We start from the raw sequence: 12,095 nt of genomic DNA, 5'->3' as shown, positions 1-12,095 counted from the left end.
TTTGCGATAAAATTAAAACATTGTCCAAATAATCACAATCAATTAATTCTATATTCCGATAGTTAAAACCTATCAGTCCGGATATCCATATCAAACAAAGGTGAATGTATTGATAACGATGGTTATAAGAGTTATGGCTAAATGAAGTGAGGGCGGGGTGGGGGAGCTGTTCCTGTTTTGAAGCTGGATAGTGGCTGATAAACAAAGGCCCGGCAATTTGCCGGGCCTTTGTTATGGTTAAGGATTGGTAGACCATAACCCGAAATCTTTTACAAAAGCACGCTGCGGCAGTTTCAGGTGCTGCACAATCAGGAATGCAAGATCCTCCGGCTGTAATACCTTTTCAGGATTGCCATCAGTAAGACTGGCATTTAATGTCAGCGGCGTAGCAATGGTGCTGGGATTTACAGTAGTAACGCGGATATTCGACTTGCGTACTTCCTGCATCAGGCTTTCACTCATGTTGATCAGCGCTGCCTTGGATGCTCCGTAAGCACTCATACGTGGAGCACCTTTCAGTCCGGCAGTTGACGCAATGTTGATGATATCGCCGCTGCCCTGCTGCTGCAGCAATGGCAATACTTCGTGCACGATATAATAAGGACCGAGCACATTGATGCGGAAGACCTCTTCCCATTCAGACACGGGCAATTCCAGAAAACCGCCTGTTTTAAAAATGCCTGCATTATTGATAAGAATGTCAACCTGCTTCAATTGCCCCGCAACTGTTGTAACGGCCTGCTGAACAGCACCGTAATTACTCACATCAACTGCGCTGAAAGCCACTCTGATGTCAGCATTCAGCTGTTTTGCTTCTTCAGCAACCTGTTCAAGATCGGTTACTGTCCGTGCCAGTAAACCGAGATGAACACCTTCTGCAGCCAATGCCAGTGCCATGGCTTTTCCTAATCCTTTTCCGGCGCCGGTAATGATCGCCGTTTTACCTTTTAATGATTGCATAGTTTTTCGTTTTATTACTCCTGCTGCAATTTCCTGAAGCTTTTGCCTTTTCCGGTAAAAACTTTCATTTTTTTAAACATGCTCAATTGATTGATAGCCCCGGAAGATATTTTTTTAAAAAAATATCCTATTAAATTAGGAGTACTACTAATTGATTAGTAGGTTTGTTGTAAAGAATGATTTATGATGATGAAACTGGCTAAACGGGAAGAACAGATCATGCAGGCGTTCTGGAGCCTTGGCAGTGCTTTTATCAGGGATGTGATCCCGCATTTGCCGGAACCCAGGCCGCATTATAATTCTGTGGCCACCATGGTCAAGATCCTGGAAGAAAAAGGTTTTCTCGAGCGTGAAACGGTTGGCAACATGCATAGCTATAAGCCGCTGGTGAGCAGGGAAGTTTACCAGGACCAGGCGGCGAGCGATTTTATCGGGCAGTATTTTGATAATTCATATTCCAAAATGCTGGCACATTTTGCCAAATCGAATAAGGTTAGTGAAGAAGAGCTGAAAGATATTCTGAAACTGATTAAAGCAAATCAGAAATGATCGGTTACCTGCTGGAGGTTGCGGCGATGATTGTGATCGCATGGCTGTTCTATACAGTTTTGTTGCGCCGGGAAACATTTTTCGGGGTGAACAGGATCCTGCTGCTTTCTCTGGTGGTAATGGCTTTTGTGTTGCCGCAATTCACTATCCCCCAACAGTTTTCCATCCGCGCAAGGCTGGAGCCCGGCGTTATCCCGATCTCCCGGGCTGTGCCTGTTCAGCTGCCTGTTCATACAATGGATAGTTTACAAAGTACAGCCGCTTCCGTGACCACAACATCTGTATCTGCTCCTGCTGCTGAACGGGGCTGGAGTTACTGGCTGCTTGTGATCTATTGGGTTGGTGTGGTTATTCTTGGCGTGAATTTCCTGGTTCAGCTGCTGAGTGTTCTGTACAAAAGACTCACGCTGCAGGCCATCCGTGATCATGATATTACGATACTGGAAGAAAAAGGAGACCGGTCACCAGGCTCTTTCTGGAACCTGGTATTCATCAACCCTGGTCGATATGAATGGGATACCTACGAACAGATCCTCGCTCATGAGAAAATTCATGCACGTAAAAAACATACCATCGATCTGCTGCTTGCCGAACTACTCGTGATCTTTCAATGGTTCAATGTATTTGCCTGGCTGCTGCGTAAAAGAATCGAAGCCAACCTGGAATACCAGGCCGACCGTAACCTGCTGGATGAGCAGCATTACGATGTAACAAGCTATCAGCTTAACCTGCTGAAAATTGCAGTTCCTAACGAATTGCTGCGGATCCAGTCGGGTTATAACCAGTCGCTGCTGCAGAAACGAATACTTATGATGGGGCAGCGCAGATCGGGACTGCACCAGTCGTGGAAATACCTTGCAGTAATACCTGTATTGTTATTCACGATGTCGCTCATTAACCGTTCGGTTGAAGAGCCTGTTAGCACAATTGCTCAAATACCTCTTGTTTCAACAAAGGCTGATCAATCGCTCGCTGATCCTGTTGTAAAAACGCATACAGAGCCGCCGGTAACAGAAAAAAAGCAAAAAGCTGAACCTGTAACTACGTTTCGTAAAGATTCCGGTATTGCCGTTGTTACTGAAAAACAGATGTTGAACGTACCCGATCAGACAAACGAATTACAAACTGCTAACCTTACTGCAAAACTTATTGAAAATAAACCGGTCGTTAATACAGTTCCTGTTAACAGCAGGGAACCGGTCAGTAATGAAGGGATCTATTCGCCGTATTCGGTAAAAGAAGTTGAGCTGTTCAATAAGACCGGCATCAGTGCAGCTGTATTAAAAGGATATTATGATATAGGCTGGGGCAAATCTGGTGCCGTGAACCTGGTTAAATTATACAGGGAAAAGATCACACCTGCGTTTATCAGGGGTTATCAGGCCATCGGTTTAAAAGATCTTACGGTAGAACGGCTGGTGCAACTGAAACGCTGGGAGTTCTCTGCCGGCAGTATCCAGGGTTACCATAATGTAGGGCTTGCCAATCTTCCGGTCGACAGTTTGTATTACCTGCGTTATAACAACATATCGGCTGCCGATGTGCAGGGAATATTAAAGCTCGGGTTTACAAATGTGTCCTGTTACGAATTTGTATTACTTGAGAAAAATGAGGTAAGGCCTTCTTATATACAATCTTTTCAGCAGCTCGGATTTAAAGATATCACACTGGCACAGGCCATTGAGCTTAAAAAAAGAGCGATAAAAGCATCCCGCGTTTCCGAGATGATGAAGAACGGGCTCGCGATTAACAGTATCAGTCAATTTTTACAGGAACTGAAGTCTCAGAAGTAATCAATCACTAAAAATATAACCACTATGCGCTTACGTAAAGTAACGATCCCGGCACTGCCGCTGCTATTCCTTTGCCTGTGCGGAAAGGCCCAGCAAACTGTTACGCTGAAAGGAACTGTTCACGACCGCGGCAGTAAATCGATCTACCTCTTACCCCGTACACAATCCATCCGCGGGGAACATAAAATCGAAATACCCATTATTGATCATCAATTCAAATACACACTGGCAGCAGATGAAGTAGAAGCATATGAGCTGGTTTTTCGTGACGAATATGAAAACGGTGCCTGGCGCCCGATCCTGTTTTTCCCGGATACAACGGAGATCAGTTTTAAACTGTATCCCATGGAAGCGACCGGAAATGAGGTAAAAGGAGGCAGCATAAACAGGGACTTCTATGCATTCAGGAAAATGCAGGACGAGATCTTTAAGAAGCGGCAGCAGGAAATAGGAGATGAGGAACGGGAATTGAAGAAAAAGGGGTTATTTAACTCTGCAGCGTCCGATACCATCATGGCAAAGATCCGCAGAGCAGGAAATATGGATGAACGCCAGGCACTGTACGAAGAACGCGAGCAGATGGAAAAGAAAGGCGCTCATCTTACACCGAGGGGAATTGTCTGGAAGGAGAGATTCGATAGTGTGATGCGTGCGATCTTCATCTGGAAATACAAACAGTTTGAAAAACAACCGAACCTTGCAAATTATTATTTCATATATGAAGACCTGGAGAACCGTGTCAAATCAAATCCGCAACTCGCTCAGTTTATTCGCCAGGCTTACAAGCAATATGCACTGGCTTACCCCAAGCATAAATATACACGCCTGATACAATATGGATTAGCTGCTGCAACACAGGTGTTTCCGGGCAACGCTTTTGTTGATGTAACCGCGCCCGATCTGAAAGGAAAGGAGCAGCAATTGTCTGCCTTGATCAAAGGCAAAATGGCATTGATCGATCTCTGGGGTTCCTGGTGTGGCCCCTGTATTGCCAAATCACGCAAAGTGGTTCCGTTGTATGAAAAATACGGCAACAAAGGATTTACCGTTGTAGGAATAGCCCGTGAATACGGTGATACAAAGGAACTGGATAAACGTCTGGCCATGGAAAAATTCAGCTGGACACATCTGGTGGAGCTGGATGATAAAAACAGTATCTGGAGCAAATACGGCATACCCAATGCAGCCGGCATGTTTGTACTCGTAGATAAAAACGGGAAGATCCTTGCTGTTGATCCAACCATCGAAGAACTGGAACAGCACCTTGCAGCACTTTAACAGGTTGCTGATCCAACTGTACGGACTTTGTCTGAAGTCCGTACAGTTTTGAATTGTAAAGAAGCGACATCAATCTTTTTTGATGGTAGATGTCATGCCCGCGTATCTGATGCCCGCTTCGGCGCATCGTGCATCAACAGAAGCGGCAGAACCGGATACACCAACTCCGCCCAGGATAGCTCCATCCTTTGTAAAAAACGGCAATCCGCCTGTTGCCACTGATATGTCCGGAGCGGTGGGCACATTCCATTTGGCTGTCTGTTCTGTAGAGAATTGATAGGATGCGGCCGACAGCCCCTTCCATTGCGCCACTTTTGCCGTGGCAACGGAACTGCCGTCCATCTTTGCAAAAGCCACCAGCTGTGCATGGGCATCATATACTGCAATGGCCATATTCAGCCTGGCGCTGTCTGCAAATGCAAGGCAGCCCTGGATGATCTTTTGTGCGGTTGAAAAGTTAAGTGCTGGTTTAAGCTCCTGTGCATAGCATGATGCAGCAAGGAAAAAGCATGGAATGATCAATAATACACGACACCGGGTAGACATAGCCTTTTTTTAATGAAAATAGCTACACTCTTTGTTCAGCATGGGGCATTTATTGTAAACGGCCAATACTGATCCGGCCAGTAATATGCATTTACATAAATATAATGCGTACTGTCGTTTTTCTATATACGCCTCTTGCCCTACCTTTGCATTTTATTTTTTTCGTTTTTAATCGGATAACGACGTTAAAAAGTATGCGTTCAGACAGTATTAAAAAAAGTTTTTGTTTACTGCTGCTCTTCTGCCTCGGGCTGAAGAATATAACGTATGCCATTCAGCCATATACCATTGATCCGGTTACGGAAGATATTCCCGTTGTAATCGAGAATGTCTCTGTGCAGGAAGAAGAGCTTTCGCTTTTAAGGATTGTAGCCAATTATGTAGACCTCGACCTGGAAGGAAAAGGCCGCGAGTTGTTTTACTACAAAACAGACAAACGTTTATCTTCCCAGCAGATCCGTTTTGCGCAGGATATCGAGAAGCACAATTTCGATGTGTTCTGTTATTCGGCAGATATTGTGCACAAGCATAAACTGGAGGGCAGTAACCGCAGATTCAGCCTTCCGCCACATCACCATTTCCTCTTCCGGCTAACGCCCTTCTGAGTTTCATTGTACATACCGATACCATTGCTGTTTATCCCACATGCTGGGGTACAGGCATTTTTCATTTAAAAATCGTGACAATGAACCTGAAAAGTTTTGCAGGATCCCTTGTAATCCTTGCAGTTGCCGGTTGTTCTTCCGGTAACAGTACCAATACCAAAAAAGAAGAGCTTCCCGTTTTACCCGTTATACAGCTGAAAGCAGCCGATACCAGTCTGCAGCAGGGTTATGTGGCCGATATACATGCCGTTCAGAATGTAGAGATCCGTTCCAAAGTACAGGGTTACCTGGAAAAGATCTATGTAGATGAAGGTGGTAAAGTGACCAAAGGCCAGCCATTATTCAAACTCAACGATCAGCAGTTCAGGCTCGACCTTGCCAAAGCCAGTGCAGGAGTGGCGAGTGCCGCTGCAGACGTGCATGCTACAGAACTTGAGATCAAAAGGATCCAGCTGCTGGTTGATAAAAAAGTGATTTCCAGAACCGAGCTTGATCTTGCACAGTCGAAACTGAAAGGAGCGCAGGCCCGTCTCAACGAGGCCAAAGCACTGGAAGATGATGCCAATCTCCGTATGTCTTATACCTTGATCCGTGCGCCGTTCAGCGGTGTGCTGGATCGTATCCCGCTGAAACTGGGAAGCCTTGTCAATGAAGGTGCATTGCTCACAACGGTATCGGATCTCAGTGAAGTACATGCCTATTTCAATGTTTCAGAGAACGAATACCTGGAATATGCGCGCAAGAACAGTAAAGCCGCAGCGATATCCGGCAGCAATGGCGTGCAGCTGATCCTGTCAGACGGATCGGTATACGGAAGCAAGGGAAAGATCGAAACACTGGAAGGAGAATTCGACCAGGGAACCGGTTCCATTGCTTTCCGCGCAAGATTCCCTAACCCCGACCAGATGCTGAAACATGGTTCAACTGGAAAGATCAATCTCATAACACGTGTTGCGGATGCATTGCTCGTTCCGCAGAAAGCGGTATTCGATATACAGGACCAGAATTATGTGTTTGTGGTGAATACCGACGGCACCGTGAAAATGAAGACTTTCAAACCCCGCACACGGATCGATGAATATTTCGTGGTGGAATCCGGCCTTACAGCAGGCGACCGGATTGTGTACGAGGGTGTCCAGAACATCAAAGACGGAATGCGTATCGAACCCAACATGCTGGCAACCGACAGCCTGATGGGAATGCGCTGAGCCGCTCATTTTGTCATCTTATTGTGATCAGCGAACAGTAGCTGCATTGTTTACAGTGCTGCCTGTCCGTGGTATTGAATCATCTTTCTAAAGCATTTTTCAATGATTGAAAAGTTTATCCGAAGGCCCGTCCTTTCGTTGGTAATATCGTTGCTGATGGTGCTGGTAGGGGTACTGGCATTGTTCAGCCTGCCGGTTACGCAGTTCCCGGATATCGTACCGCCCTCTGTAGTAGTAACGGCAGTTTATAACGGCGCAAATGCCGAAGTATGTGCGAATGCAGTATCCATTCCGCTGGAGCGTGCCATCAATGGTGTGCCGGGCATGACTTACATGAACTCGGTGAGCAGTAATAACGGCGTTACACTGGTGCAGGTGATGTTCAAGGTAGGAACGGATCCCGACCAGGCGGCAGTAAATGTGCAGAACCGTGTAACCACTGTACTGGATGAACTTCCCGAGGAAGTGATCCGTGCAGGTGTGACCACCGAAAAAGAAGTGAACAGTATGCTGTTGTTCCTGAATGTATTCAGCAGGGATTCAACAGCGAATGAAGAGTTTATATACAATTTCACAGACATCAATGTATTGCAGGAACTGAAAAGGATCGACGGGGTAGGCCTCGTGGATATCATGGGTGTACGCGATTATGCCATGCGTGTGTGGCTGAAACCCGACCGCATGGTGGCTTACAATATTTCCAGCGAAGAAGTGATCAAAGCATTGCGTGCACAGAATATTGAAGCGGCGCCGGGCGTGATCGGTGAGAATTCCGGGAAAGACAGACAGGTTGCGCAATTTGTATTGAAATACACCGGCAAGTTCAATACACCTGAAGCATATGAGAACGTTGTACTGCGCGCAGATGCGAACGGAACGATCCTGAGACTGAGAGATATTGCGAATGTTGAATTTGGAACGGAGAGTTATGATATGTCGTCCAAGACCGATGGCCGGCCTTCCGCATCAGTAATGATCAAACAAAGGCCAGGCAGTAACGCGCGGGACGTGATCAACAATATCAAAGCAAAGATGAGCGAGCTGCAGGAAACTTCTTTCCCGCCGGGCATGACCTATAACTATGCTTACGATGTATCACGCTTCCTCGATGCAAGTATCAATGAAGTATTGCGCACACTTGTAGAAGCGTTTATACTCGTTTTTATCGTGGTATTCATCTTCCTGCAGGATTTCCGTTCAACGCTGATCCCGGCGCTTGCAGTGCCTGTTGCGCTGATCGGATCACTGGCATTTATGCAGGCGCTTGGCTTTTCGCTGAATATGCTTACGCTCTTCGCACTCGTGCTTGCGATCGGTATTGTGGTTGATAATGCGATCGTGGTGGTTGAAGCAGTGCACGTAAAAATGACGGAGCACCATATGCCGCCGATGGAAGCAACCATTGCAGCGATGAAAGAAATTACCAGTGCCATCCTGGTGATCACGCTGGTAATGTCGGCCGTATTTGTACCGGTGGCGTTTCTGTCAGGACCGGTCGGGGTGTTCTACCGGCAGTTCTCATTAACATTAGCCATTTCAATTGTGATCTCGGGTATCAATGCATTGACGCTTACACCGGCACTTTGCGCCCTGATGCTGAAGCATAATATAAAACCCGGAAAGAAAAATCTCTTGCAACGTTTCCTGGGTGGATTTAACAAAGGGTATGACAAGACCGAGAACAAATATGCCGGTCTTGTAAAAGCAGTGGCGAGCAGAAGGCTGGTAACCCTATTGATCTTTATAGGATTCTGTGCCGCGACGGGATTGATCAGCCGCATATTGCCTTCAGGTTTTATTCCAACGGAAGATCAGAGCATGATCTATGTGAATGTAACAACGCCTCCGGGTTCAACCGTAGACCGTACGGAGAAGATCCTGGACCAGGTGGAATTGTCTGTGCGTAATATGGACCAGGTGGATAATATCAGTACACTGGCAGGTTACAGCCTGATGAGCGAGATCTCGGGTGCATCCTATGGTATGGCTATGATCAACTTAAAACCGAACGACCAGCGTAAGGAAGGGATCAGTGAGATCATCGACCTGCTGAATAAACGAACCAAACATATCGCCGATGCTTCGATCGAATATTTCGCGCCGCCTACTGTACCAGGATTTGGTAATGCGAGTGGTTTCGAGCTGCGGTTGATGAACCGGAATAAAACCAACAGCCTTTCACAAACAGCAGCCGTGACCAAAGAGTTTGTAAAAACACTGAACGATCATCCGGCCATTGGCGGTGCATATACAAGCTTCAATCCCAACTTCCCGCAATATGTGATCCATGTAGATCAGGATATGGCAGCGAAGAAAAGTGTGAGTATCGATAATGCCATGAGTACACTGCAAACCTTGCTGGGAAGTTATTATGCAACCAACTTTATCCGTTTCAACCAGATGTACAAAGTGATGCTGCAGGCAGCTCCGGGTTACAGGAATACGGAGGAAGACATCATGCGGTTGTATGTGAAAAATGATAAAGGGGAGATGGTTCCATTTTCTACTTTCATCCGCCTTGAAAAAGTGTTAGGCCCGGAACAGATCACGCGTTACAACATGTATACATCGGCTATGATCACCGGTGATGCAGCCAAAGGTTACAGCAGCGGCGACGCGATACAGGTCATAGAAAAACTGGCCAAAGAAAAACTACCGCGTGGTTATTCCATTGAATGGAGCGGTATGACGAGGGAGCAGGTAGAAAGCGGTAACCAGGCCGTGTTCATCTTCGCGATCTGTCTCTTGTTCGTGTATTTGCTGCTGGCTGCACAATATGAAAGTTTCCTGCTGCCGCTGGCGGTGATCCTTTCTTTACCGGTAGGGATATTCGGTTCATTCTTCTTCCTTAAAATATTGGGCCTGGAGAATAATATCTACGCACAGGTGGCACTGGTTATGCTGGTAGGATTGTTAGGCAAAAATGCGATCCTGATCGTAGAGTTCGCGGAACTGCAGCGAAAGAACGGCGTGGCTTTATTGGAAGCAGCCGTACAGGGCTCAAGGGCCAGGTTACGTCCGATCCTGATGACATCCTTCGCATTCATTGCAGGACTGATCCCTTTATGCATTGCGAACGGTGCGGGTGCAATGGGCAACCGTTCTATCGGAACCGCAGCGGCAGGTGGAATGCTTGCAGGTACCATCTTCGGGGTGATCCTGATACCGGGGTTGTATGTACTGTTTGCAGGAATGATGGGAAAGCGGCAAAATAAAGTACCGCAAACAGCAGCGGTGATTGATTCAACAGAAAATACATCTCATACTCATGATTAAGATAAAACCATATATAGCCGGTTGTATCGGAATGCTTGCGTTTGCATCCGGATGTAAAACCTTTCAGCCGGTTACCATGCCGGGGGAGAAACCTCTACCGGCAGTTTTTGCAGGCGAGGTTAAAGACAGCAGCAGTATTGCCGATATTCCATGGCGCAATTATTTCAACGATACGATTCTTGTAAACCTGATCGATACTGCATTGGCAAACAATCAGGATATGCTCATTGCCTGGCAGCGCATGGAAGCGGCAAAAGCGCGTTTTATGAGAGATGACGCGGCATTGAGACCCTCTGTAGATGCTGTGGTAACTGCAGGCTTCGACAAGTTTGGTAAATACACCATGTCGGGCGTTGGTAATTTCGATACGAATCTGTCGCCCAATATCGACGAGAAACAGAAAGTAACACAGCCGCTGGTGCAGGAGTATTTCGCGGGACTGCGGAGCAGTTGGGAAGTTGATCTGCGTGGAAAACTGAAGAACGCAAAAAAAGCATCTGCTGCACGTTTGCTTGCATCGGAGAAAGGGCGCCAGTTCGTGGTCACATCACTGATCGCGGATATAGCCGGCAATTATTACAGCCTGCTTGCGCTCGATAACCAATTGCAGATCATCCGCCGGAATATCCGTTACCAGCAGGATGCGCTCGGTATCGTGAAAGTGATGCTGGAAACGGGCCGTGGTACCGCACTGGCAGTGCAGCAATTCCAGGCACAACTTTACAACACGGAGAGTTACGAGCATACAACGCGCCAGCAGATCATCGACGTGGAAACCCGCATCAACTATCTGCTCGGTCGTTATCCGCAACAAATCCGCCGCGACAGCACAACGCTCACGCAGTTATTACCGGATGTGATCCATTCCGGCATTCCTTCCGCCATGATCGCACGCCGCCCGGATATACAGCAGGCAGAACTGGAACTGGAAGCCGGCAAGCTCGATGTAGCTGTAGCCAAAGCCGCAGCATTGCCTGCACTTACGCTGACGCCATATATCGGCCTGAATGCTTTCAAAAGCAGCGTCCTGTTCAATCCTGCCTCTGTCGCTTATGGAATGATCGGTGGTCTTACCGCTCCATTGCTCAATCGTAAAGCGATCAAAAGCGATTACCAGTTTGCCGGTGCAGCACAGCGCGAAGCGTTTTACCGTTACCAGCAAACCCTGCTCAACGGTTTCAACGAAGTTTACACGGGCCTTAACCATATCGATAACCAGCGCAAAGTAGAAAAGCTGAAAGAACTTGAAGTGGCTGAACTGCAATCCGGCGTAGCCACCGCCAATGATCTTTATGTGGCGGGCTATGCTTCCTACCTTGAAGTGATCACCGCGCAGAAAAGTGTATTGCAGGCAGAATTTGAATTGAACGAAACAAGGAAGAACGTGAGGGTAGGTTTGGTACAGTTGTACAGAGCCCTTGGCGGGGGCTGGAAATAGGCGCAGTTTTGGTTTATGATAGGCGGGCTGGCATAGAGATATGTCGGCCCGTTGTTTTATTTGTGCCGTTATTGGCAGTTTTCGCTGCTGTTGTTGGTCGCCTGACCACAGGTGTTCGAAAGATATTTATGAGGAGTTACACAATAAAATAGCGTTCATTTTTTCGGGATCACCGCCGCACTTGATAATCAGATATTTAATTATCTCTGCTTCGAGATCAGCGGCGAACTTCAGCCTGGGTATTTTATATCCCGGTTGTTTCGTTTCTTTTTTATAAGCGCTTAATAAAATGGCTGCGATCATTGTGACATAGAGAACAACCTTAATCCCATTTTCACTTCTATTCACCAGGTGACTGAAATTGAATAATTGCTTGATGAATTTGAAAAAGACTTCAATATCCCACCTTCGGCGGTATACTTCCGTCACATCCTCAGCCTTC

The 12,095-nt window shown here is 46.8% G+C and carries 10 protein-coding genes; 7 read left to right on the top strand and 3 right to left on the bottom strand.

Annotated elements, in window-relative coordinates; translation table 11 throughout:
* Positions 1 to 237: 237 nt before the first annotated feature.
* Complete coding sequence (locus B5D42_RS13000; protein WP_078831956.1) at positions 238 to 960, bottom strand: 3-ketoacyl-ACP reductase; 723 nt, start codon at positions 958 to 960, stop codon at positions 238 to 240.
* A gap of 183 nt (positions 961 to 1,143) precedes the next feature.
* On the opposite strand from B5D42_RS13000, the gene B5D42_RS12995 reads away from it, so the two are divergent.
* From B5D42_RS12995 to B5D42_RS12985, 3 genes are read left to right on the top strand one after another with little or no spacing between them, the layout of a single operon-like run.
* On the top strand, positions 1,144 to 1,509 hold the full coding sequence (locus B5D42_RS12995) for a BlaI/MecI/CopY family transcriptional regulator (protein ID WP_217698824.1): 366 nt from the start codon (positions 1,144 to 1,146) through the stop codon (positions 1,507 to 1,509).
* On the top strand, positions 1,506 to 3,302 hold the full coding sequence (locus B5D42_RS12990) for a M56 family metallopeptidase (RefSeq protein ID WP_078831955.1): 1,797 nt from the start codon (positions 1,506 to 1,508) through the stop codon (positions 3,300 to 3,302). Before B5D42_RS12995 ends, B5D42_RS12990 begins: the two co-directional genes overlap by 4 nt.
* A gap of 24 nt (positions 3,303 to 3,326) precedes the next feature.
* Entirely contained in the window at positions 3,327 to 4,580 is a 1,254-nt protein-coding gene (locus B5D42_RS12985; protein WP_078831954.1) for a TlpA family protein disulfide reductase, read from the top strand.
* A 69-nt stretch (positions 4,581 to 4,649) separates the two neighbouring features.
* On the opposite strand, the gene B5D42_RS12980 is transcribed toward B5D42_RS12985, so the two are convergent.
* The gene (locus B5D42_RS12980) at positions 4,650 to 5,126 is read right to left on the bottom strand and encodes a GlcG/HbpS family heme-binding protein (protein ID WP_078831953.1); all 477 of its coding nucleotides are present in this window, start codon (positions 5,124 to 5,126) and stop codon (positions 4,650 to 4,652) included.
* 194 nt (positions 5,127 to 5,320) lie between these two features.
* Between B5D42_RS12980 and B5D42_RS12975 the strand changes: the two genes are divergently transcribed.
* The 4 genes from B5D42_RS12975 to B5D42_RS12960 all read left to right on the top strand — a co-directional run bounded on the left by B5D42_RS12975 (position 5,321) and on the right by B5D42_RS12960 (position 11,653).
* On the top strand, positions 5,321 to 5,731 hold the full coding sequence (locus B5D42_RS12975) for a hypothetical protein (RefSeq protein WP_078831952.1): 411 nt from the start codon (positions 5,321 to 5,323) through the stop codon (positions 5,729 to 5,731).
* Between the two features lie 80 nt (positions 5,732 to 5,811).
* Positions 5,812 to 6,939: an efflux RND transporter periplasmic adaptor subunit gene (locus tag B5D42_RS12970; protein WP_078831951.1), complete on the top strand. Its 1,128-nt coding sequence runs from the start codon at positions 5,812 to 5,814 to the stop codon at positions 6,937 to 6,939.
* Positions 6,940 to 7,041: 102 nt separating this feature from the next.
* Complete coding sequence (locus B5D42_RS12965; RefSeq protein ID WP_078831950.1) at positions 7,042 to 10,215, top strand: efflux RND transporter permease subunit; 3,174 nt, start codon at positions 7,042 to 7,044, stop codon at positions 10,213 to 10,215.
* Positions 10,208 to 11,653 carry a TolC family protein gene (locus tag B5D42_RS12960; protein ID WP_078831949.1) on the top strand — a complete coding sequence of 482 codons (1,446 nt, stop codon included), beginning with the start codon at positions 10,208 to 10,210 and terminating at the stop codon, positions 11,651 to 11,653. The genes B5D42_RS12965 and B5D42_RS12960 overlap by 8 nt, the downstream gene beginning before the upstream one ends.
* A 126-nt stretch (positions 11,654 to 11,779) precedes the next feature.
* On the opposite strand, the gene B5D42_RS12955 is transcribed toward B5D42_RS12960, so the two are convergent.
* Positions 11,780 to 12,095, bottom strand: a 316-nt coding sequence (locus tag B5D42_RS12955; protein ID WP_139367153.1) for a transposase, incomplete at its 5' end; no start/stop codon positions are given.

Source organism: Sediminibacterium ginsengisoli (genome assembly GCF_900167075.1).
GTDB classification, from domain to species: Bacteria; Bacteroidota; Bacteroidia; order Chitinophagales; family Chitinophagaceae; genus Sediminibacterium; species Sediminibacterium ginsengisoli.
Note: the sequence above shows the minus strand (reverse complement) of the source record. Positions and strands in the feature narration are given on the sequence as shown.